Below are 22,126 nucleotides of genomic sequence, written 5' to 3'. Positions count from 1 at the left end.
GGCGAACGGGCGGGCGCCCGATAACAGGCGCCCTTTCAGCCGGACCCCGAGCCCATGCGCACCGACGTCGCCACACCCGTTCGCCTTGAGGACTACCGCCCGACGGACTACCTCATCGACACGGTTTCGCTGGACGTCCGGCTGCACGCGACGGCCACGATCATCCGCTCGGAACTCGGGATCCGGCCCAATCCGGCCGGCGTAGCGGGCGCGGCGTTGCGGCTGGACGGCGACGAGCTGGAGCTTCTATCCATCACCCTGGACGGCCTGCCGCTCGCCCCCGCCGCCTACGAGGTTTCGGCGACAAGCCTCACCGTGCTGTCGCCGCCGCAGCGGCCTTTCCGCCTGACGGTGGAGACGCGGATCAACCCCACCGCCAACACGAAGCTGATGGGGCTCTACCGGTCATCCGGCGTCTACTGCACGCAGTGCGAGGCGGAGGGCTTCCGCCGCATCACCTATTTCCTCGACCGGCCGGACGTGATGGCGGTCTATACGACGCGCATCGAGGCCGACCCGGCCGAGGCGCCGGTTCTGCTGGGCAACGGCGATCCGGTGGAGAGCGGGCCCTTGCCGAACGGGCGGCACTTCGCGGTCTGGCGCGATCCGCATCCCAAGCCCTGCTACCTCTTCGCGCTCGTGGGCGGCAAGCTCGGCCGCGTCGGCGGCGCGTTCACGACGAAGTCGGGCCGCAGGGTCGAGCTTGGCATCTATGTCGAGCCCGGCAAGGAGAGCCGCGCCGGCTACGCGCTGGACGCCCTGATCCGCTCCATGCGGTGGGACGAGACGGCGTTTGGCTGCGAGTACGATCTCGACGTGTTCAACATCGTCGCCGTGTCCGACTTCAACATGGGCGCGATGGAGAACAAGGGCCTCAACATCTTCAACGACAAATACGTGCTGGCCAGCCCGGAGACAGCCACGGACGCCGACTACGCGGCGATCGAGGCCATCATAGCGCACGAGTATTTCCACAATTGGACCGGCAACAGAATCACTTGCCGCGACTGGTTTCAGCTCTGCCTCAAGGAAGGACTGACGGTCTTCCGCGACCAGGAGTTCAGCTCGGACGAGCGCTCGCGCCCGGTGAAGCGCATCGCCGACGTGCGGACATTGCGGGCGCAGCAGTTCGCCGAGGATTCCGGTCCCCTGGCGCATCCGGTGCGGCCATCGGCCTATCGCGAGATCAACAACTTCTACACGGCGACCGTCTACGAGAAGGGCGCCGAGGTGATCCGCATGCTGAAGGCCCTGCTCGGGCCGACCGCCTTCAAGGCAGGCATGGATCTCTACCTCGAGCGCTGCGACGGCACAGCGGCGACGATCGAGGATTTCCTGGCCTGTTTCGAGCAGGCGAGCGGGCGCGACCTGTCGCACTTCTCGCTGTGGTACCGGCAGGCGGGCACGCCCAGCGTCGCGGTGCGCACAGCCTATGACGCAACCGCTCGCACGCTGCGGCTCGACTTCGCCCAAAGCACGCCGCCCACGCCGGGCCAGAACGAGAAGGAGCCGGTCGTGATCCCGATCCGGCTGGGGGTCGTCAGCCCGCAGGGCGAGGTCTCGCCTCTTCGCACGATCGCGGGTGAGCTGCTCGAAGACGGGCTCTTCGTACTGGAGCGCACGGCCGACAGCCTGACCCTGGCGGACATTCCGCCTCACAGCGTGCCGTCGTTGCTGCGCGGCTTTTCGGCGCCGGTTCGGCTGGAGCAGGAACTGCAGCCCGAGGACCTGCTCACGCTGTTCAGCCGGGATGCCGATCCGTTCAACCGCTGGCAGGCGGCGCAGAGCTACGCGATGCGGCTGATGGTTCGCGCCGTCGAGGCGCTGCGGAGCCAGAGCGCGCCGGTGTTCGACGCCGCCTTCGCGCAGGCGCTTGGCGACCTCCTGCGCGGCGCCGACGACCACGCCTTCGCGGCGCAGGTCATGGCCCTGCCCAGCGAGGCCGACGTCGCCCGCGAGTTGGGACGCGACATCGATCCGGACGCCGTGCTTCACGCCCGCAAGGCGCTGCGCGCCTTTGTCGGGGCGCAGATCGGCGACACCCTCGCGGCGACGTATGAGCGCTTGGCGAACCAAGGTCCCTACAGCCCCGATGCGGCCAGCGCCGGGCGGCGGGCGCTGCGCAACGCCACGCTCGACCTCCTGGCGGCGGGCGACCCGGCTCGCGGCATCCCGCTCGCGCAGGCGCAGTTCGCGGCCGCCGACAACATGACGGACCAGATCGGCGCGCTTGCAATCCTGGCGCAGCATCCCGGCGACGCGCGCGAGGGCGCGCTGGAGACCTTCGGCGAGCGTTTCGCGGGCGATCCGCTGGTGCTCGACAAGTGGTTCGGCCTGCAAGCCGCCATCCCGGAAGCCGCGACGCTGGATCGCGTCCGCCGGCTCATGAGCCATCCGGCGTTCTCGCTCGCCAACCCCAACCGCGCCCGGGCGCTGGTGGGCGCGTTCGCGATGGCGAACATGTCGCAGTTCCACCGTGCGGACGGCGCCGGCTACGCCTTCCTGGCCGACATCGTGCTGCAGCTCGACCGCGCGAACCCGCAGCTCGCCGCGCGCCTCCTGGGCGCATTCCGGACGTGGCGTTCGCTCGAGCAAACCCGGCGGGCGAAGGCTGAAACGGAGCTCCGCCGGATCGCCGCGCGTGCGGATCTCTCGCCGGACGTGTCGGACATCGTCACCCGCTCGCTGGCCTGAACAAAGGTTCGATTCCGCTTTGTTCCTGACCGCCTTGGGCCCTCCGCGGGGCGGCTATACTATCCTTAGTAGCAAGCGTTTTTTTGCTCCGTAATCATCTCTTAAGAACTGGACAAATCACCTGCTCAGGATTCAGATAATCTCGATTCGGGAAGATGCGGCACGTCCTTCCGAATGGGGCGTTACAGGGATCCGAGGGGGTATTGTGCATGGCGCGAAGCTTCGCAGCCATTGCTTCCGTTCGCGCGCATTCTATTCCGGGTCTGGTGCGGTCTCTGGCCAATCCAGCCTACTTGAAACTGCTCGATATCGAACCCTGGCTCAGGCGCATCGTGCCCGTCATGGTCGCGGTCTTCGTGGTGGCGCTCGGCAGCATCTCCTACATGAACGCCGCGAGCACGCGGGATGAAACGCTTGTCGACGCCGTCGGCGACATGGACATCCTCGCCTCCTACGCGGCGTCCGAGCTGGCGCGCACGGTGGCGCCGAACGAGGCGTTCGATCCCCGCGCCCTCGGCTTCATCCCGAGCCACGCAATCCACGATGGCCGCTATGTCCTGCTGACCCGGGCTGACGGCATGGTGGGCGCAAGCCTGCCGAGCGGCCTCCATGCCCGTTCGAGCCTCGTCAACGCCCTGGGCGAGACGCAGCCCTTGACCACCTTCGCGGACAAGGCCGGCGTGATCGTCATCACGCTGCCGAGCGGCGCGAAGGCTCTCGCCACCGTGCGCGACCTCCCGGCCCCTTACGGCCAGGTCGCCGTGGTTCAGCCTGTCTCGCAGGCGCTGGCCGGGTGGCGCTCGCGCACCACCTCGACGCTGATCCTGCTCGGCGCCGCCACCTTCGTGCTCACCGCCATCAGCACCGCCTATTTCTGGCAGGCCTGGCGCGCCCGGCAGGCCGACGCGATCTGCGACAAGTTCCGCCGCCGCCTCGACACCGCCCTGTCGCGCGGCCGCTGCGGGCTGTGGGACTGGGACATCGCCCGCGGCACTCTCTACTGGTCCGATTCCATGTACGAGATGCTGGGCTACGACCGCGACAGCGAGTTGATGTCCTTCGGCGAGGTCAACCGTCTCGTGCATCCGGACGACGGCGACCTGTTCTCGCTCGCCGACCAGCTCGCGAACCGCGAAGCCACCACGGTGGATCACGCGTTCCGGGTCCGCGCCGCCGATGGCGAGTGGGTCTGGGTGCGCGCTCGCGCCGAGCTCGTCCGCGACGGCGAGAACCGCGATCCGCACCTCATCGGTATCGCGATCGACATCAGCGAGCAGCATCGCCTCGCCCAGCGCAGCGCCACGGCGGACATGCGCCTGCGCGACGCGATCGAGACCATCTCGGAGGCCTTCGTGCTCTGGGATGACTCCAACAAACTCGTGATGTGCAATTCCAAGTTCCAGAAACTGCACAATCTCTCGGCGGACGATATCAACGCCGGCACGCCCTACGAGACGCTGGCGGCCGCCCTGACCCCGTCCGTGGTGCAGCACCGGCTGGACGGCCGCCTCGGCGAAGCCGGCGCGCGCAGCTACGAGGCCCAGCTGCCCGACGCCCGCTGGCTGCAGATCAACGAACGCCGCACCAAGGACGGCGGCTACGTCTCGGTCGGCACGGACATCACCCTGCTGAAGCAGCAGGAGGAGCGCCTGCTCGACAGCGAGCGCAAGCTCACGGCCTCGGTCGCCGACCTGAAGCGGTCGCGCCAGACCCTGGAAATGCAGGCCCAGCAACTCGCCGACCTCGCCGAGCGCTACCTCGAGCAGAAGGCCGAGGCCGAAGGGGCCAACCGCGCCAAGTCCGAGTTCCTGGCGAAGATGAGCCATGAGTTGCGCACTCCGCTCAACGCCATCCTGGGCTTCTCGGAAGTCATGGAGGCCGGGATCTTCGGTTCGCTCGGCTGCGCCAAGTACACCGACTATTGCCGCGACATCCGCAAGAGCGGCGAATATCTGCTCGGTCTCATCGCCGACATTCTCGACATGGCCGAGATCGAGGCCGGGCGCGTTCGGATGAACCGCGAGCCGTTGCAGGCCGACGACGCCATCGCTTTGGCGATTGACGGCATCGCGTCCGTGGCCCATTCGCGCGGGCTGACGGTCACCGCGGAGGCCATGCCCGACACTGTGTTGCATGCGGATCGCCGCGCGCTCGACAAGATGCTCGGCCATCTCCTGTCCAATGCGGTGAAGTTCACCCCCGAAGGCGGAAAGGTGATGGTCCGCACTCGCCGGATCGGCGGCTCGCTGAACATCTATGTGGAGGACACCGGCGTCGGCATCCCGAAGGACGCGCTCCCGAAGCTGGCCCGCCCGTTCGCTTGGGTCGACATGGACGCTTCCAAGCCGACCGACGGCTCGGGCCTCGGCCTCGCGATCGCACGGTCGCTGGCGGAACTGCATGGCGGCGGCTTGCGGATCCGCTCCTGCGAGGGCACGGGCACGATCGTGCTGCTGCACCTGCCGCTGAAGCCGCCCACCGGGCTGGAAATCGCGTCGGCGCGCGCCGGCATGCGGCACTGATCAGGACGCGGGCGGCGCCGCGAGCAGCCGCTCGAAGATGGCGCGGACCTGCGCCTGCCGATCGGCGAGGTCGCGCTCCAGCATCTTGAAGTCCGGCAGGCCCACCACGGACGCCATGCGGGGTTTCAGCCCCGCGGAGGCCTCCTCCGGCTTGAACGACCCCGAAACGGTCAGCCGCTGCCATTGCAGCAGGTCTCGCATGAACGCGTAGGCTTCGCGCAGGGCTTCGCCGTCCTCCGGCGTCAACAGCCCCAATCGGGCGGCGGCGTCCAGGATGTCGCCCGTGGGAGTTCGCGCCAGCTCGGGATGGGCGCGGCTCTCGATCAGCACCAGGGTCTGGGCGATGAACTCGATGTCGAGCAGGCCACCGCGGGCAAGCTTGAGATCCCAGCGGTCAGCGTCGCCCTTCTCGCTCGCGATCAGCCGGCGCATGTCGGCCGCCTCGCGCCGGACGGCGGCGGGATCGCGCTCTCGGCGGAGAATGCCCGCGATGGCGTCGCTCACCTCGGCCATGAAGTCCGGATCGCCCGCGACGGGCCGCGCCCGCGTGAGCGCCATCTGCTCCCAGATCTCGGCCTCGTCCTGCTGGTACTGGAGGAAGCCCCGGTACTGCGTCGCCGCCGGGCCCTTGTTGCCGGACGGGCGCAGACGCATGTCGACCGCGTAGAGCACGCCGCGCCGGGTCGGGACCGTGAGGGCGCTGATCAGGCGCTGCGTCAGGCGCGTGTAGTAGGTCGTAGCGCTGAGCGGCCGGGCGCCGTCGCTTTCGGACCGTTCCTCGTCGAAGTCGTACAGCACCACGAGGTCGAGGTCCGACGTGGCCGTCATCTCGCGCGAGCCCAGCCGGCCCATCGCGATGACGGCGATGCGCCCGCCCGGCGCGACGCCGTGGTCGGCGCGGAAGCGGCGCTCGACTTCGGCGAGCGCCACGCGGATCAGCGCCTCGGCGAGCATCGCGTAAGCGTCGCCGACGCGCGCGAGCGGCACGGCATCCGAGATCGCGCGCGAGCCGACCAGGAACAGCTCGTGCTGCCCGGCGTCGCGCAGGCGATCCAGGAAATCCTCGAGCAGTTCCGGCGCGCCGACCGCGCCCGAGAGCCGCGTGACGAGGTCGTCCAGCCCCGCATAAGCGCGGTTCACGGCCGGGTCGATCAGCGCGTCGAGCAGATGAGGACGCTGCGCAACGATCTCGGCCAGCCGCGGCGCCGAGCCGAGCAGGTCGGCGAAGAGCGACAGGATCGACTTGTGGTTCTTCAGGATCGAGAACAGCTCGACGGCGGCCGGCATGCGGGCGAGCGCGCGGTCCAGCGTCGCCAGCGCGCCGTCCGGATCGGCGGTCGCCCCGAAGGCGCCGAGAAGCTTGGGCACCAGCTCGGTCAGCACCTCGCGGGCGCGCGCGCTCTGCACGGCCTGCCGGCGGCCGAAGTGCCAGCCGCGCACGGTCTCGGCGACGGTGGTCGGCTCGGCGAAGCCCATCCGGCGTAGCGTTTCGAGCGTGTCGGGGTCGTCCGTCACCCCGGTGAACACCAGGTTGCCCTCGCCGGAGGTGAGTTCCCCGCCCTCTTCGAACAGCCGCGCGTAATGGCGCTCCACCTTCAGCGCCTCCGTGGTGAGCGCCTTGCCGAAAGCCGCCGCCGATGCATGGCTGCAGAAACGCGCGAAGCGCGCAAGCTTGTCCTCCTCGTGCGGCAGTTGCTGGGTTTGCTCGTCGGCCTGCATCTGCAGCCGATGCTCGATGGTGCGCAGGAACCGGTAGGCATGCGCGAGCTCCCGCTCGGCCTTGTCGGAGATCCAGCCGTCCGCTCGCAGGGCCGTGAGCATGTCCAGCGTTCGCCGGCCCCGCAGCTGTGGCCGCCGCCCGCCGAACACGAGCTGCTGGGTCTGGACGAAGAACTCGACCTCGCGGATGCCGCCGCGGCCGAGCTTGATGTTGTGTCCCGCCACCGCGATCACGTCGTGGCCGCGGGCCGCGTGGATCTGGCGCTTCATGGCGTGAATGTCGGCCACGGCCGCGTAGTCGAAATATTTTCGCCAGATGAAGGGCGTCAGCTCCTGCAGGAACGCCTCGCCGATCGGCAGGTCGCCGGCGACCGGGCGGGCCTTGATGAGCGCCGCGCGCTCCCAGTTCTGGCCGACGCTCTCGTAGTATGCGTAGGCGGACGGCAACGGGATGGCGCTGGGCGTGGATGCGGGGTCGGGCCGCAGGCGCAGGTCGGTGCGGAACACGTAACCGTCGGGCGTGCGCTCCTGCATGAGCCGCACGAGGCCCTTCACCAGCCGGACGAAGAACGGCGTCGGCTCGACATTACCGGCCAGCGGCGCGGTTTCGGGGTCGAAGAAAACGATGATGTCGATGTCGGAGGAGTAGTTCAGCTCGCGCGCGCCATGCTTGCCCAGCGCCAGCACGACGACGCCGGAGGCGAGCGCGGGGTCGGCCGGCTCGGCGGGCCGGAACCGCCCGGCGGCGGCCGCCTCGGCCAACAGCCAGCGGACGCTGGACGCCACCGCGGCGTCCGCGAAGTCGCTGAGCGCGGCCGTGACCTGCTCGACGGTCCACACGCCGCCGATGTCCGCCAACGCGACCAGCAGGGCGAGCTCCTGCTTGGCGAGCCGAAGCGCCTTCATGAGCTGCGACTCGGGCGGGCTCCCACGCCAGCATTCTGCGACGCGGGCGATCAACCCCGCGAGGCGGTTGTCCGGGTCGGCCGTCAGCAGCGCATGGAGGCGGGAGCGGTCGGACGAGGCGAGCCGCCAAAGGAAAGGCGAGTGATCCGCCAGCCCCTGCAGCAGGGCCGCGGCTTTGGGGGATGTGTCCAGCAAGGCCCGCAGCGCGCCCGCGTCGGGTTCGGCCAGCAGCTCGGCCAGTCGGCTGCGCGCCGGCTTGGCGTCCGAGAGACGCGGCGCGGCGATAATGCGATGCGCCAGATTGGCTCCGTGATCCTGCGGCTCCACCACTCACGCGCCTCCCGTCGGCAGCGGCAGCGCCACCACGGCACGCAGGCCGGGCTCGTTGTCCTCCAGCCGCAGGACGCCGCCATGCAGCCGCGCCACCGCGGCCGCGAGCGACAGGCCGAGCCCGAAGCCGGGACGCGTGCGCGCGCCTTCCAGCCGCACGAACCGCTCCAGCACGCGATTGCGATCCGCCGCCGGGATGCCGGGGCCGCCATCCGCCACCGCGATCTCGACCGTATCGCCGCGGGTCGCCGCGCTAACGCGAACGCCGGGCTGGCCATTCGGCGCCGCGCCGGGGTCAAGCGGCCGCGGCGCGTATTTGATGGCGTTGTCGACCAGGTTGGCGAGCGCCTGCCCGACCAGCTCGCGCGAGCCTTTCAGCCGCAGGCCGGGCGGAACGTCCAGCGTCAGCGGCACGCCCGCTTCCTCGGCCACCGGCTCGTAGAGCTCCACGACGTCGCGCGCCATTTCGGCGAGATCGAAGTCGCTGACGCCGTCATGCGCGCTGCCGGCTTCCGCGCGGGCGATCATCAGCAGGGCGTTGAACACCCGGATGAGGTTGTCGGCCTCCTCGATCGTGCCTTCGAGCGCCTGCCGGTAGTCGTCCGGCGAGCCCGCCGTGCGCAGCGCCTGCTCGGCGCCGTTGCGCAGGCGTGTGAGCGGCGTCTTCAGGTCATGCGCGATGTTATCGCTGACCTCCTTGAGGCCGGTCATCAGCTCCTCAATGCGGTCCAGCATGGCGTTGAGGCCGACTGCCAGGCGGTCGAGCTCGTCATTGGAGCCCGACAGCGCCAATCGGCCCGAGAGGTTGCCTTCCATGATGCCGCGGGTCGTATCCGTCATCGCGTCGATGCGACCGAGCACCCGGCGGGTGACGAACCAGCCGCCCAGCAGGGCCAGGATCACAACCAGCGACAGCGACCAGCCAAAGGCCCGGCGGATCACGCTGCGCAGCCGGTCGGCTTCCGCGAGGTCGTGGCCCACCAGCAGCTTCACGCGCGACGGCAGGTCGTAGATGCGCACCAGCGCCATGTGGGGCCGGCGGTCGTCGTCATTGTGGAAATAGGCGATCTGGCGCTGGCCGGTCTGGTTCAGGAGGTCCGGCGGCAACTGGCCGATATTGCCCGCGAGCTTGTCGCCGGCCGGGCCCATCACGAGGTAAAGCGAGGCGCCGGGCTGGCGCGAGCGCTGCTCGATGATCTCGACCAGCCGGCGCAACCCGCCGGCCATGTACTGCTCGGCCAAGCCCTGGGTCTCGGCCTCCACCACGGAGGCGACCTGGTCGGCGATCAGCCGGCGCGCGTTGAAGGCGATGTAGCCCAGCAGAAAAAACGCGAACAGCGTGAAAATGACGAGGTAAGCCAGCGACAGCTTGAACGCCGTGGTGCGAAAGAGCTTACCGAGCGCCGTCACGAACCATGTACCCCGCGCCGCGCACCGTGTGGATCAGCGGCCGGTCGAACCCCTTGTCGACCTTGCCGCGCAGACGCGAGAGATGAACGTCGATGACGTTGGTCTGCGGGTCGAAGTGATAGTCCCACACATTCTCCAGCAGCATGGTGCGCGTCACCACCTGGCCGGCGTGCTTCATGAGGTATTCCAGCAGCCGGAACTCGCGCGGCTGCAGGTCCACGGGCTTGCCGGCGCGGGTTACCTGGTGGGACAGGCGATCGAGTTCGAGGTCGCCGACGCGGTAGCGCGTCTCCTCGGCCGGGCCGGAGCGGCGACGGCGGGCCAGCACCTCGGTGCGAGCGAGCAGCTCGGAGAACGCGTAGGGCTTTGGCAGGTAGTCGTCGCCGCCGGCGCGCAGGCCCTTCACGCGGTCGTCGACCTGGCCCAGCGCCGAGAGGATCAGCACCGGCGTCTCGACCTTCTGCTCGCGCAGTCCGTGGATCAGCGACAGCCCATCGAGCTTGGGCAGCATGCGGTCGATGATCAGGACGTCGTAGTCGCCCTCGCGCGCCAGCGCGTAGCCGTCGAGGCCGTCTGCGGCATGGTCCGCGACATGGCCGGACTCACGGAACGCCTTCACCAGGTAGGAGGCGGAGTCCTTGTCGTCCTCGACGATCAGAAGCTTCATGTCCATGGCATACCTCCAAGACGCCCGCGTGTTGAGGGGGAAGCGGCGTCCGGAGCCCGTTGCGCAAAGGAAAGTTGCGGCTCCAACGAAAAAGGCAGGCCGGGAAGGGGCTGAAATCCCGGCCTGCCTGGTTCTCCCGTCCGCCGAAAAGGCGAACGGGAGGCGGCGTCTCACGCGGGGGCAATCGCGCTGCGCGCCGCTGCGGAGGCCGGCAGGCGGGGGGCGTGCCCGCCGGCGCTCCGATGGGGTTAGCCGCGCGCGTCCTTCTTGGGGAAGGCGAGCGCCACGAAGCGGCTGTCCTTGCCGGTCTTCAGGCGCATCAGCACGGCCTTCTTGCCGTTCTGGCGCGCGTCCGCGAGAGCCTGCTTGACCTCGGAGGGGTCGGAGACCGTCCGGCCGCCGATTTCCAGGATCACGTCGCCCTGCTTCACGCCCTGCTGGGCGCCCGGACCGTCCGGGTCGACCTGCGTGACCACAACGCCTTGGCCGCCCGCGCCCTGCACGGTGCGGGCCGGAGCGAGGCTCAGGCCGAAGCCGCCCGCCGTCGGGGCGGCGTCGTCCTGCGTGTCGGCGCGGGCCTGCTTCTCGTTCGGCAGCGCGGCGAGCTTGAGGGTGATCTGCTGCTCGCGGCCGTCGCGCACCACGCTGAGCTCGGCCTTGTCGCCGGGCTTCATGGAGCCGATGCGGCGCGACAGCTCCTTGGGTCCGGCGATCTTGTCGCCGTCCACCGAGACGATCACGTCGCCGGCCTTCACGCCCGCCGCAGCGGCCGGTCCGTTGCTCTGCGCGTCAGCCACCAGCGCGCCGCGCGTTTCCTTGAGACCAAGGCTGTCGGCGATCTCGGCCGTGACCGGCTGGATCTGCACGCCGATGAAGCCGCGCGAGACGGAGCCCGTGTCCTTCAGCGACTCGATCACGTTGGTGGCGACCTCGGTCGGGATCGCGAAGGCGATGCCGACATTGCCGCCGGACGGCGAGTAGATGGCGGTGTTCACGCCCACGACGTCGCCGTTCATGTCGAAGGTCGGCCCGCCCGAGTTGCCGCGGTTCACGGCCGCGTCGATCTGCAGGTAGTCGTCATAGGGACCCGAGCCAATGTCGCGGCCCCGCGCCGAGACGATGCCGGCCGTGACGGTGCCGCCGAGGCCGAACGGATTGCCGACCGCGATCACCCAGTCGCCGACGCGCGGCTGGCCCTTGGCGAATTTCACGAACGGGTAGGTTCCGGCCTGCTTCACCTTCAGCAGCGCGAGGTCGGTCTTGGGATCCGTGCCGATCACCTTGGCGTCGAGCGTGCGCCCGTCGTCCATGGTCACGGCCACTTCCACGGCGTTGGCGACCACGTGGTTGTTGGTCACGATGTAGCCGTCCGGCGTGATGAAGAAGCCCGAGCCCTGCGCCTGGCCGTACTGGTGGCCGCGCGGACGCGCCTGGCCGCCGCGCGGCATGCCGCGACCGTCCGGCTGGCCGAACTGGCGGAAGAAGTCGCGCAGCTGCGGCGGGATGTTCTGCGGCATGCCGCCATCCTCGTCGTCGTTGCCGGCGATGTCGCCGTCGCGCGTCGCGGCGTTCTCGACCTTCACCTTGACGGACACGACGGCCGGCTTCACGCGATCCACCGCATTGGCGAAGGAAGGCGGCCCGCCCAGCGCCTGGGCGACCTGCGGCTGCGCGGTCTGCGCATTGGCGACGGCGGTCGGGAAGTCGGAGTAATGGGCTGCGCCGGCGCCGACCACCGCGATCGCGCATGCTCCGGCCAGCAGGCCGGCGCGGACCGACAGGCGGCGCTTCGGGGCATTCCCGGGGGAAGTCGTGGGGGTCTCTGGGGTCATGGTCTCGCTCCTCGAAGCCTGGTCGCGGGGGATCTCCCCGGCTTGTGGAGCAGAAGATGGGGGTGGGCGGCTTACGGCGTCGTCACGGGATCATGACAAATAGGAAAGGTGAGCAGCCGCAAACGCCCGAATGCATGTCGCTTCTTTGTTTGACCTTTGTGCTGTTCGTGATTGAAATCCCGCTTAGCCGGCCAGAATGGCCCGTTGGGGGAGACGATCATGAAACGATACATCGCGGAGGCGCTCGGCACAGCCGTGCTGGTGCTGGTGGGATGCGGCAGCGTCGTCGCCGTGAACCTGCTCGGGTCAGGCCTCAGCCCGGCCGTCGCCATGGGGGCGTCGGTGCACACGCAGGGCATTCTCGCCATTGCGCTGGCCTTCGGCCTGTCGGTGACCGCCATGGCCTACTGCATCGGGCCCATCTCGGGCTGCCACATCAACCCCGCCGTCACGGTGGCGCTGTGGACCGCGGGCCGGTTCAGCGGCAAGGACGTGCCGGGCTACCTCGTCGCGCAGTTCATCGGCGGCTTTGTCGGCGCGGGCGTGCTGGCGCTGATCCTCCAGGGCGCCCCGGGCGGGTACGCGATTGCGGGCGGCGTGTTCGGGCAGACCACCTTCGGGGCCTGGTCGCCGATGTCGGCGCTGCTCACCGAGGCAGTCGCCACCTTCATCTTCACGGCCGTGATCCTGGGCGTGACGCAGCCCAACGTCGGCGGCGGCGCGCTGGCCGGCCTCGTGATTGGCCTCACGCTGGCGCTGCTGCATCTCGCCTTCGTGCCGATCACCGGCAACTCGCTCAACCCGGCGCGGACCCTGGCGCCGAACTTCTATGTCGGCGGCGCCGCGGCGGCGCAGATCTGGGTGTACTTCGTCGGCCCGCTGGTCGGCGCGGCGCTGGCCGGCCTCGCCTTCAAGAGCGGGATTCTGTCCGGGGAGAAGTAACCGCGGACGCGCCTCCTGGAGGCGTCTCGTCGAGGAGGGAGCGGATCGCGGCTTCCTCCTCGGCCGACAGCGTCGCGACCTCGTCGCGCCGCCGGCGGCCGTTGATCCACACCACCGCGACGCCGCCGAGCAGCACCGCGAAGGGCCCGGCCCAGAGCAGCGCCGTGCGGGCCGAGAAGCTCGGCTTCAGCAGCACGAACTCGCCGTAGCGATCCACCAGATAGGTCTTGATCGCGCCGTCGCTCTCGCCGGCCTTGATCTTCTCTCGCACGATCACGCGCAGGTCGCGCGCCAGAGGCGCGTCGCTGTCGTCGATCGACTGGTTCTGGCAAACGAGGCAGCGCAGCTCGGTCGAGAGCGCGCGGGCGCGCGATTCCATGGCGGGATCGGGCAGCACCTCGTCAGGGTTCACGGCCCAGGCGGGCGCCGACGCGAGCAGCGCCGCCGCGATCAGTCCGGATCCCGCGAGCCTGCGCATGATCATTCGGCCGGAACCGCCGCCGGAACCGCCCGGCGCGCCGGCGCGGCCACTCGGGCGCGGCGGTCGCTGAGCGACAACACGCCGCCCGCCGCCATCGCGACCGAGCCGAGCCAGATCAGCAGCACCCACGGCTTCCAGTAGAGCCGGACGCCGGCCGAGCCGTCAGCGGCGCCGACCTCCGCCACGCTGGCGTAGATCTGGCCGAGGCCGATGGTGAGCAGGCCTGCCTCCGATGTCGCGGTGGTGCGGGCGATGAAGGTGCGCTTGCCGGGCTCGACGCGGCCGATGACACGGTCGCCGTCGCGCACCACCATCAGGGCGGCGACCTCGCGGTAATCCGGGCCGTTGCGGGGAACCACGCCCTCGAGCGTGACCTGGTATGGGCCGAGCGCGATCTGTTCGCCCGGTTTCAGCGTGGCGATGCGCTCCACGCCCCACGCCGTCGCCGCGATGCCGATCACCGTGACGCCGACGCCCGCATGCGCGATGGCCGAACCCCAGGCGGCGCGCGGCAGGCCGGCGGCGCGACGCAGCACCGTGAAGGCGGACGCGCCGCGGCGGTGCGAGCGGGACGTGATTTCGGACAGCGATCCCAGGATCAGCCAGAAGCCGAGCCCGACGCCGAGCGGCGCCGCGACCGGGCCGCCGCGCGTCATCGCGAAGACGATGATCGTGCCGACCAGCGCCAGCCCGAAAGCGGCCGAGAGGCGCTGCAGCACGCCAAGCAGGTCGCCGCGCTTCCAGGCCAGCGTCTGGCCTACCGGAACGAGCAGCAGCAGCGGCACGATCAGCGGCAGGAACGTCGCCTCGAAGAAGGGCGGGCCCACCGAGATCTTCGCGCCCGTCACGGCCTCGAGCGCCAGTGGGTAGAGCGTGCCGATGAACACGGCCGCGCAGGCGGCGGCCAGGAACAGGTTGTTGAGCACCAGCGCGCCTTCGCGCGACACCGGCGCGAACAGGCCGCCCTGCCGCAGCATCGGCGCGCGCCAGGCGAACAGCGTCAGCCCGCCGCCGATAAAGAACACCAGGATGCAGAGAATGAACACGCCGCGCGCCGGATCGCTCGCGAAGGAGTGCACCGACGTCAGCACGCCCGAACGCACCAGGAAGGTGCCGATTAGCGACAGCGAGAAGGCCAGGATGGACAGCAGGATCGTCCACACCTTCAAGGCATCGCGCTTTTCCATCACGACGATGGAGTGCACCAGCGCGGTGCCGGCGAGCCAGGGCATCAGCGAGGCGTTCTCGACCGGGTCCCAGAACCACCAGCCGCCCCAGCCAAGCTCGTAATAGGCCCAGTAGGAGCCCATCGCGATGCCGAGCGTCAGGAACGCCCAGGCGAGCAGAGTCCAGGGCCGGACGAAGCGGGCCCAGACGGCGTCGATGCGCCCTTCCAGCAAGGCCCCGACCGCGAACGAGAACGCCACCGAGAAGCCGACATAGCCGAGATAAAGCAGCGGCGGGTGGATCGCGAGGCCGGGGTCCTGCAGCAGCGGGTTCAGCCCCTCGCCCTCGAAGGGCGCCGGCATCACGCGCGCGAACGGGTTCGAGGTGAGCAGGATGAACAGGAAGAACGCCGCCGCGATCGCGCCCTGCACGCTCAGCACATAGCTGAGCAGGCGCCGGGGCATCGTTGCTCCGCGCCAGGCGACGAGGCCGGCGAAGATCGCCAGGATCAGCACCCACAGGAGCATCGAGCCTTCGTGGTTCGACCAGACGCCCGAGATCTTGTAGGCGAGCGGCTTGGCCGAATGCGAGTTCTGGAAGACGTTGAGGACCGAGAAATCCGAGCCCACATAGGCCGAAGCCAGCGCCACGAAGGATGCGGCCGTGAAGAACAGCATCGCGAACGCGGCCGGGCGGGCGACGCCCATCAGGGCCGCGTCGCGGGTGTGCGCGCCCCAGGCCGGGATCACGGTGAGCACGAGCGAAAGCGCCAGCGCGAGCACGAGGGCGTAGTGGCCGAGTTCGACGATCATGGCGTCAGGCTCCCGGCTTTGCAGCGGCAGGCTTGGGCGCGGCGCCCTTGGCGCCGGCATCCTTGGCCTTGTCGCCCGCATGCTGCCACACGCCCTGCTGTTTCAGCGAGTCGGCGACTTCCTTGGGCATGTAGTTCTCGTCATGCTTGGCCAGCACGCTGTCGGCCTTGAACTCGCCGGAGGGCTGCAGCGCGCCCTCGGCCACCACGCCCTGCCCTTCGCGGAACAGGTCCGGCAACAGGCCCTGGTAGGTCACCGGCACGGCCTTGTTGGTGTCCGTGACCTCGAAGCGGATGGTCTGGTTGGGGCCGCGCACCAACGAGCCCTCCTTCACGAGCCCGCCGATGCGAAAGCGCACGCCGGGCTGGATGCCCTTCTCGACCACGTCGGTCGGGCCGTGGAAAAACACGATCGTGTCGTTCAGCGCGTAGAGCACCAGCCCGGCCGCGAGGCCGAGCACCGCGAGGGCGGAGCCGATGAGGGTGAGGCGGCGCTGCTTGCGCGTCATCGATCAGGAGCCTTCGATCTTCAGTTCGCGCCCGAGCGCCTCGAGGCGCTTGAGGCCGGCGCCGTCCAGCGCGAGCGCGGCGCGACCCCGCGCCAGCGCGTCGCGCGCCTTCTCGGCCTCGCCCAGCACCATGTAGGAACGGACAAGCCTCAGCCAACCCTCCGGGTCCTCGCCGTTCTGCGACAAGCGCGCGTCGAGCCCCTCGACCATGCCGCGGATGGCCGCCATGCGGTCGGCCGGCGGCATCGACGCGAGGGTCTCGGCGGCCTCGTCGCGCGGAGCCGGAACCGGGGCGCCGCCAAGCGCCGCGACCTTTTCGTCCAGCCGCGCCTTGAGGGGCGTGCCGGGCGGAGCCTCGGCGGCGAGTTCGCCGAAGAGCCGCAGCGCGCGGGGCTTGTCGCCATCCTGCTCGGCCGCGACCGCGCGGAAATAGCGCGCCTTCACGAGCCGCGCGTCGATGCCTAGCGCCTTGTCGAAGCTGGCGCGAGCGGCCGCCGTCACGATGCCGCCGGCCAGGCCGACCTGCGCCTCGCCCAGGTTCTCCAGCCGCGCGGCGCTTTCGCCGAGCAGCCGGATCGCCGACGCAAAGGCGCGCTCGGCGTCGGCGTAACGCCCGGCGCTGAGATAAACGGGGCCGACCACCTCGTAGCCGCGCCCGTCCTCCGGGTTCTTGGCGAGGTGATCCTCGATGCGGGCCACCGCCTGCGCCATGCTCATGTCGGGCCGGGCGCGGTCCGCGCGGGCGCCGAGCGGCATGTCGGGCAGCGCGGGATGACCGATGGTGAGGTAGACCGAGAGGCTGACGAGCGGCACGCCGATCAGCGCCACCGCGGCGGCAAGGCGGCGGCGTCCCGCGCCGGGGTCGGCGGCGACGATCGCCTGGGCTCGGCGGTTGGAGGCCAGCAGCCTGCGCCCGGCTTCGACGCGAGCGGTCTCGGCGTCGGCCGGCTCGATCAGGCCCCGCTCGGCGTCGCGATCGATCTCGGCGAGCTGCGCCTTGTAGAATGCCGCGTCGGTGGCGGTCTCCCCGGCGGCCTCCTCCGGCCGATCGCGGCCAAGCGGCCACAGCACCGCCAGCACGGCGGCGCCGGTCATGAGCGCCAGGATGATCCAGACTGCCATGGCGTTCGATTAGCGGTCCTTTGTGGCGGCGTCACGCCAAATCCGGCCGCATGCCTATCCGGATGGGTACGGAGGGGCCGACTGCGGCGTCACGCCGCTGGCAGCGTCAACTCGGCCCTGAGGCCGCCCAGCGGCGAGCGGTTGAGCTTCAGCGAGCCGCCATAGAGGCTCGCCAGATCCGCCACGATCGACAGGCCGAGGCCCGAGCCGGGCTTCGACTCATCCAGCCGGGCGCCGCGACGCAGCATGCTGGTCCAGGCGGCTTCGGGGACACCCTCGCCGTCGTCGTCCACGGTCACGCACACATAGGAGCGGCCGTCGCCGGTCGGTTCGGCGGGGCGCACCGCGACGGCGACGCGGGTGGCGGCCCATTTGCCGCCATTGTCCACGAGGTTGCCGATCATCTCCTCGAGGTCCTGCCGCTCGCCGCGAAACATCGCGCCGGGCTCCACCGCGCCGTCGAAAGCGATGGCGCGGTCGGTGTGGATCTTGGCCGCCGTGCGCAGGATGCCGTCCACGATGGGGCCGATCTCGGTGGCCGCGCCGACCGAGCCGGCGCGGGCGGCCGCGCGGGCGCGCTCCAGGTACCAGTTCACCTGGTCGCGCATGATGGCGGCCTGCTCCTGCACCTTGGCGGAGAGCGGCCCGCCTTCGGCCGCGGCCTCATTCATCACCACGCTGAGCGGCGTCTTCAGCGCATGCGCGAGGTTGCCGACCTGCGTCCGGGCGCGCTCCAGGATCTCGCGGTTGCTGTCGATCAGCAGGTTCACCTCGGCGGCGAGCGGCGCGATGTCGTCGGGAAACTGCCCGGACACGTGGTCCGCCTCGCCGCGCCGGATGGCGCTGACGCCGGCCGAGAGGCGCGCCAGAGGCAGGAGGCCGAAGCGCACCTGGAACACCGTGGTGGCCACCAGCGCCAGGCCGAGCAGCACGAAGGTGAGCCCCAGCGCCCAGCGGAAGGCCGCGATCGACTGCTCGATTTCGGCAGAGTCGGCAGCGACTTGAATCAGGAACTTGCCATCCTCGCCGAGGTCGATGACGCGCTCCACCATGCGCAGGCGCCGCTCGTCCGGCCCCGTCGCGTAGCCCTCGCGCAGTTCGCCGGCGCGCGCCTTCACGTTGCTGGCCGCCAGCGACAGGAGCCTGCCGCCGAACAGCGAGGTGGAGCCCTTGATCTCGGCGGGCTCGCGGTCGATCCGGGTGATCTGCCAGTACCAGCCCGACAGCGGCAGGTCGAAACGCGGCTCGCCGAGGCTGTAGGGGTCGGAGCGCTCGCTGTCGTTGGGCGAGGCCACGTCGGCGACCAGCGACTTCAGGTAGACGTGGAGACGTTCGTCGAAGGAGTGCTCGGTGGTGCGGCGGTTCAGCGTAGACAGGATCACGCCCGCCAGCAGCAGGATCGCGAGGCTCCACACGGTGGACGACACGAACAGGCGCGTCGCGATGGATTGGCGCTTGCGGAGAAAGAACAGCGGCCGAAACATCAGGCGCGTGGCGGCGTGGACGCCGCTGGCGGCGCGGACGCCGCGGGCGCCTGCAACACGTAGCCGAGGCCGCGCACGGTCTGGATCACGTCCACGCCCAGCTTCTTGCGCAGACGGCCCACGAACACCTCGATGGTGTTGGAGTCGCGGTCGAAATCCTGGTCGTAAAGATGCTCCACGATCTCGGTGCGCGACACCACGCGGCCGGTGTGGTGCATCAGGTAAGCCATCAGCCGGTATTCGTGCGAGGTCAGCTTGACGGGGTTGCCGTCGACGGTGACGCGTCCGGCGCGCGTGTCGAGCCGCACCGGGCCGCAGACAAGCTCGCTGGTGGCGTGGCCGGCGGCGCGGCGCACCACGGCGCGCACCCGGGCCAGGATCTCCTCCATGTGGAACGGCTTGGTGACGTAATCGTCGGCGCCGGCGTCGAAGCCCTGCACCTTGTCGCTCCAGCGGTCGCGCGCGGTGAGGATGATCACCGGCATGGACCGCCCGCCCCGGCGCCAGCTCTGCAGCACGCCGACGCCGTCGAGCTTGGGCAGGCCGAGGTCCAGGATCACGGCGTCATAGGGCTCGCTTTCGCCCAGATACAGCCCCTCCTCGCCGTCATAGGCGCGGTCCACGGCGTAGCCGGCCTGTTCCAGCGCGGTCACGATCTGGCGGTTGAGGTCCTTGTCGTCCTCGACGACGAGCAGGCGCACGGTGCGGTCCTCGCGAAATCAGGGATGAACGGAAGCGGCGCTCAGTTGGACGCCATGACCTTGCCGGTCTGGGCGTCCACATACACCCTGACGACCTTGCCGTCGCGCTTCAAGGCCGTGATGGCGTAGACGAGCCCGCCATCCACCCGGCAGAGGCGCGCCCGCACGGCTTCGCCGCCCAACGCCCCTCTGGCGGCGCGCAGCGCGACCACCTGCGGAACGACGCGCTTGGCGGCGACCTCCTCGCGGATCTCGTGCTGGTCCAGGCAGCCGATCAGCTTCGGCACGGTCGATTCGGAGGCGGCGCCGACGGAAACGCCCGCGAACCCCGACAGAATGACTGCAAACACTACGGGAAAGAATACGCGCATGCTGGACCCTTTGCGCCATCGTTCCTGAACCAAGCCTGAATGCAAAGGCGCACGCCCGGCGAAACAGCCGCCGGGCGGCGATCGGTCGCGCCCGGGCGCTTTAGCCCAGCCGGTGCGTTGCCAGCACTCGGAACGCCGTGGAGGCGATGAAGCTCAGGCCGGCCACCACCTGCAGCGCCGTGTCGGCCAACTGGCCGCTGTCGACGCCGCCGGTGTCGAAGCCGAAGGCCGCGAGCGCCACCGCGCCGAGGCCGATGAGGTTGGACCAGACGGTCCGGCTTTGCAGAATGGGTTTCAGCGCGTCCATGGGTCGTCTCTCCTGGTTGGTGGCGGTTGTTGAAGCGGTGGCGAGCGCCAGCGCGGCGCGCTCGATGGCGGCGACGCGGCGGGTCCAGCCGGCGCCGAAGGTCGGCCAGCCGGCGAGCCGGCGCAGAAAGCCCATGCGGGCCCGGCAAAGGCCACGGATCAGCGCCGGGGCGTCGGCCACCCGCGCGGCGGCCAGCGCGGCGGGCCCGATCGCGCCGTCCGGCGGCAGCCCGAGCGCGCCGTGCAGCAGCAGTGCGGCCCGGCGTGGGCCCGAGTTCACCGCGAGGTCGAACACCGCGAGGTCCAGCCCGGCCGGGAGGTCGTCCGCCCGCACGGCGTCCCAATAGAAGCGCCGGTAGATGGCGGCGGCCTCGTCCCGGCCGAGAGCCATGACGTCCGCGGCCATCGCTGGGCGGCCACGGGCGCGCGCCAGGGTCGCCTGCGTCACGCCAAAGCGCGTCGGGCCGCCGGGGTCGGCAGGGTGGTCCACATAGCCGCCCTCGACCGAAAACACCACGCCGAGCGCCGCCTCGAAGCTCTTGTGCATGGCGGCCTCACAGATCGGCTGAGTAGTCGAACGGGCCGGTCCCGAATTGCGTGGGCGCGGCCCGCATTTCGAAGGCGAGGTCGGCGGGCGCCTGCGCGGTGGCGTAGCGGCGAAAGAAGCGCCGGCAGAGGGCGAGTTCGATGGCGGCGGGGCGGCGCTCGAAGGCGGTCGCGACCGCCCCCTCCTCCACCTGCACGTCCGCAAGGTCGATTGCGGCCGCCGCCGCGCCGGACAGGAACACGCGCAGCGAGAGGTAGGACCCAGCCCCCACAGTCTTGTTGCCGACCGACGGCGGCGTCACCGGGGCGACGAAGCGCCGCCAAACGCCCGGCGACGCGGGCAGCGCCTGCTGGCCGATCGAGAACACGGAGGCGCTGCCGGCCGCGCCGAAGTTCTGCGAGAGGTCGACAAAGAAGGCTGGCGACGCGGTCCGGTACCAGAACGACACCGTGGCCGGGCGCCCTGCCAGTGTGGCGACGTCCTCCATGCGGGTATGAAGTTCGGGATAGGACGCCGCCGTCGTGGCCGAGATCGCCAGCGTGGCGAAGAACCGCCCGCCCGGCCCGTCCGCCTGCCCGGGGGGAGATGCCGTGCGCGAGACGCTGCCGGTCACGGCTCCGGCCGCCTGTGCGAGCCAGCGGTCGAAGCCATGCGCCGCCGCCTGCCCCACCGGAAAAGGCCCTGCGCCGCGCTGGGCGACGCTGAAGTCGCCGTTGTGAATCTGATTCCGGAAACCGTGTGGAAGTCCCTCGATCCCCACAGGAAATCGCACCAGACCGGTCGCCGGGCTGACCACAATGGCGTCGCGCCAGGCGGCCCCGTCGGCCGACACCCGCACGCGCCAGGCGTCGTCCCCGGCCAGCCCCTGCTCGGCCCTGCCGCTGAACCCGGTCTGGAACAGAAACGACGCCGCGCCGCCCGGCAGCGGCTTGTTGAGCTTCACCCGCACGTCGCCGGTGCCGCCTTCGGCGACCGGGCGGGCGTTGAACAGCGCATCGTTGAGACGGGCCGAGAACGGATTGCCGTTGTCCGGGGCCGCGCCCAGCCCCAGCGCCTCCAGCGGCCCGAGCCGCCGCGCCAATTCGTCCAGGTCGCGCCAGCCTGCGCCGTCATGCACCAGCAGCCGCGCCTCCGCGATCACGAAGACGCGCCAGCCCGCGCGGGGCTGGAAAAAGCGCCAGGCCCCGTCGTCGAAAGCCGCCACCGCCCCGCTCTGCCCCGCAAAGGCGCTGGTCGGCGCCGCCGCCAGCAGGTAGCGCGCGCCCTCGACAGGCGCGGCCGGCGGGGCCGCCCTCCCCCGCTCCAGCACGGCGCATTGCACCAGCCCGTCCAGTATCTGCAGGGCGTCGTTGTGCGTCACATGTTTCTGGGACTGGGCCGCCGCCAGATAAGGCAACCCAAGCCGCACGCTGTCGCTCATGGTGGATCCTCGGTTTTGTGGGAGCTTGGCAAGTGACGGCGCAGCCCGTCGCTGGCGCCTTCTCCCCCCGGGAGAAGCTGGCCTGAAAGGCCGGATGAGGGGCTAGCGCGTCGTACGTGACGCTCAGCGAGGGCTAAACGGCGCGCGCTAGACCCTCATCCGTCGGCTTCGCCGACACCTTCTCC

General features: G+C 70.2%; 16 protein-coding genes. 3 read left to right on the top strand and 13 right to left on the bottom strand.

The features are described from left to right. Positions 1 to 54 precede the first annotated feature (54 nt). Both pepN and AC1DSZ_RS15330 read left to right on the top strand, forming a co-directional pair. The gene (gene pepN / locus AC1DSZ_RS15335; RefSeq protein ID WP_476839213.1) at positions 55 to 2,694 is read left to right on the top strand and encodes an aminopeptidase N; all 2,640 of its coding nucleotides are present in this window, start codon (positions 55 to 57) and stop codon (positions 2,692 to 2,694) included. 293 nt (positions 2,695 to 2,987) lie between these two features. Then, positions 2,988 to 5,216: a PAS domain-containing sensor histidine kinase gene (locus tag AC1DSZ_RS15330; protein ID WP_476839212.1), complete on the top strand. Its 2,229-nt coding sequence runs from the start codon at positions 2,988 to 2,990 to the stop codon at positions 5,214 to 5,216. On the opposite strand, the gene AC1DSZ_RS15325 is transcribed toward AC1DSZ_RS15330, so the two are convergent. The 4 genes from AC1DSZ_RS15325 to AC1DSZ_RS15310 form a co-directional block, all read right to left on the bottom strand. Further along, entirely contained in the window at positions 5,217 to 8,171 is a 2,955-nt protein-coding gene (locus AC1DSZ_RS15325; RefSeq protein ID WP_476839211.1) for a bifunctional [glutamine synthetase] adenylyltransferase/[glutamine synthetase]-adenylyl-L-tyrosine phosphorylase, read from the bottom strand. Next, a complete protein-coding gene (locus AC1DSZ_RS15320) occupies positions 8,172 to 9,581 on the bottom strand; it encodes a sensor histidine kinase (protein ID WP_476839210.1) in 1,410 nt (469 codons plus the stop codon). It lies immediately after the preceding gene. After that, complete coding sequence (locus AC1DSZ_RS15315; protein WP_188517678.1) at positions 9,565 to 10,248, bottom strand: winged helix-turn-helix domain-containing protein; 684 nt, start codon at positions 10,246 to 10,248, stop codon at positions 9,565 to 9,567. Before AC1DSZ_RS15315 ends, AC1DSZ_RS15320 begins: the two co-directional genes overlap by 17 nt. A 248-nt stretch (positions 10,249 to 10,496) precedes the next feature. After that, complete coding sequence (locus AC1DSZ_RS15310) at positions 10,497 to 12,080, bottom strand: Do family serine endopeptidase (protein ID WP_476839209.1); 1,584 nt, start codon at positions 12,078 to 12,080, stop codon at positions 10,497 to 10,499. Between the two features lie 219 nt (positions 12,081 to 12,299). Between AC1DSZ_RS15310 and AC1DSZ_RS15305 the strand changes: the two genes are divergently transcribed. Beyond that, the gene (locus AC1DSZ_RS15305) at positions 12,300 to 13,022 is read left to right on the top strand and encodes an MIP/aquaporin family protein (protein ID WP_476839208.1); all 723 of its coding nucleotides are present in this window, start codon (positions 12,300 to 12,302) and stop codon (positions 13,020 to 13,022) included. On the opposite strand, the gene AC1DSZ_RS15300 is transcribed toward AC1DSZ_RS15305, so the two are convergent. The 9 genes from AC1DSZ_RS15300 to AC1DSZ_RS15260 form a co-directional block, all read right to left on the bottom strand. Then, the gene (locus AC1DSZ_RS15300; protein ID WP_476839207.1) at positions 12,991 to 13,506 is read right to left on the bottom strand and encodes a cytochrome c-type biogenesis protein; all 516 of its coding nucleotides are present in this window, start codon (positions 13,504 to 13,506) and stop codon (positions 12,991 to 12,993) included. The two genes, AC1DSZ_RS15305 and AC1DSZ_RS15300, sit on opposite strands and share 32 nt — an antisense overlap. Continuing rightward, complete coding sequence (locus AC1DSZ_RS15295) at positions 13,503 to 15,482, bottom strand: heme lyase CcmF/NrfE family subunit (RefSeq protein WP_476839206.1); 1,980 nt, start codon at positions 15,480 to 15,482, stop codon at positions 13,503 to 13,505. The genes AC1DSZ_RS15300 and AC1DSZ_RS15295 overlap by 4 nt, the downstream gene beginning before the upstream one ends. A 4-nt stretch (positions 15,483 to 15,486) precedes the next feature. Further along, positions 15,487 to 15,990, bottom strand: coding sequence for a cytochrome c maturation protein CcmE (gene ccmE, locus AC1DSZ_RS15290; RefSeq protein ID WP_476839205.1), 504 nt, complete (start codon positions 15,988 to 15,990; stop codon positions 15,487 to 15,489). A 3-nt stretch (positions 15,991 to 15,993) separates the two neighbouring features. Then, a complete protein-coding gene (gene ccmI, locus AC1DSZ_RS15285) occupies positions 15,994 to 17,112 on the bottom strand; it encodes a c-type cytochrome biogenesis protein CcmI (protein ID WP_476839204.1) in 1,119 nt (372 codons plus the stop codon). An 89-nt stretch (positions 17,113 to 17,201) separates the two neighbouring features. Beyond that, positions 17,202 to 18,596, bottom strand: a complete 1,395-nt coding sequence (locus tag AC1DSZ_RS15280; RefSeq protein ID WP_476839203.1) for a sensor histidine kinase — start codon at positions 18,594 to 18,596, stop codon at positions 17,202 to 17,204. Beyond that, positions 18,596 to 19,297 (bottom strand): response regulator transcription factor, encoded by a 702-nt coding sequence (locus AC1DSZ_RS15275; RefSeq protein WP_476839202.1) that lies wholly within the window; start codon positions 19,295 to 19,297, stop codon positions 18,596 to 18,598. The genes AC1DSZ_RS15280 and AC1DSZ_RS15275 overlap by 1 nt, the downstream gene beginning before the upstream one ends. A gap of 41 nt (positions 19,298 to 19,338) precedes the next feature. Next, on the bottom strand, positions 19,339 to 19,668 hold the full coding sequence (locus tag AC1DSZ_RS15270; RefSeq protein ID WP_476839201.1) for a PepSY domain-containing protein: 330 nt from the start codon (positions 19,666 to 19,668) through the stop codon (positions 19,339 to 19,341). Positions 19,669 to 19,768: 100 nt separating this feature from the next. Beyond that, positions 19,769 to 20,521, bottom strand: coding sequence for a glycoside hydrolase family 108 protein (locus AC1DSZ_RS15265; RefSeq protein WP_476839200.1), 753 nt, complete (start codon positions 20,519 to 20,521; stop codon positions 19,769 to 19,771). A 7-nt stretch (positions 20,522 to 20,528) separates the two neighbouring features. After that, positions 20,529 to 21,941: a DUF2793 domain-containing protein gene (locus AC1DSZ_RS15260; protein WP_476839199.1), complete on the bottom strand. Its 1,413-nt coding sequence runs from the start codon at positions 21,939 to 21,941 to the stop codon at positions 20,529 to 20,531. Positions 21,942 to 22,126 lie beyond the last annotated feature (185 nt).

The sequence above is a fragment of the Alsobacter sp. P4_H11 genome, from assembly GCF_056400925.1.
The sequence above is the reverse complement of the archived record's forward strand: the minus strand, read 5'-3'. Positions and strand labels throughout refer to the sequence as shown.

Bases quoted from the DNA above. Each gene is read 5' to 3' on its own strand.
- pepN (WP_476839213.1), top strand. From the start codon at position 55: ATGCGCACCGACGTCGCCACACCCGTTCGCCTTGAGGACTACCGCCCG.
- AC1DSZ_RS15300 (WP_476839207.1), bottom strand. From the start codon at position 13,506: ATGATCATGCGCAGGCTCGCGGGATCCGGACTGATCGCGGCGGCGCTG.
- AC1DSZ_RS15270 (WP_476839201.1), bottom strand. From the start codon at position 19,668: ATGCGCGTATTCTTTCCCGTAGTGTTTGCAGTCATTCTGTCGGGGTTC.
- AC1DSZ_RS15310 (WP_476839209.1), bottom strand. From the start codon at position 12,080: ATGACCCCAGAGACCCCCACGACTTCCCCCGGGAATGCCCCGAAGCGC.
- AC1DSZ_RS15265 (WP_476839200.1), bottom strand. From the start codon at position 20,521: ATGCACAAGAGCTTCGAGGCGGCGCTCGGCGTGGTGTTTTCGGTCGAG.
- AC1DSZ_RS15260 (WP_476839199.1), bottom strand. From the start codon at position 21,941: ATGAGCGACAGCGTGCGGCTTGGGTTGCCTTATCTGGCGGCGGCCCAG.
- AC1DSZ_RS15315 (WP_188517678.1), bottom strand. From the start codon at position 10,248: ATGAAGCTTCTGATCGTCGAGGACGACAAGGACTCCGCCTCCTACCTG.
- ccmI (WP_476839204.1), bottom strand. From the start codon at position 17,112: ATGGCAGTCTGGATCATCCTGGCGCTCATGACCGGCGCCGCCGTGCTG.
- AC1DSZ_RS15305 (WP_476839208.1), top strand. From the start codon at position 12,300: ATGAAACGATACATCGCGGAGGCGCTCGGCACAGCCGTGCTGGTGCTG.
- AC1DSZ_RS15295 (WP_476839206.1), bottom strand. From the start codon at position 15,482: ATGATCGTCGAACTCGGCCACTACGCCCTCGTGCTCGCGCTGGCGCTT.
- AC1DSZ_RS15280 (WP_476839203.1), bottom strand. From the start codon at position 18,596: ATGTTTCGGCCGCTGTTCTTTCTCCGCAAGCGCCAATCCATCGCGACG.
- ccmE (WP_476839205.1), bottom strand. From the start codon at position 15,990: ATGACGCGCAAGCAGCGCCGCCTCACCCTCATCGGCTCCGCCCTCGCG.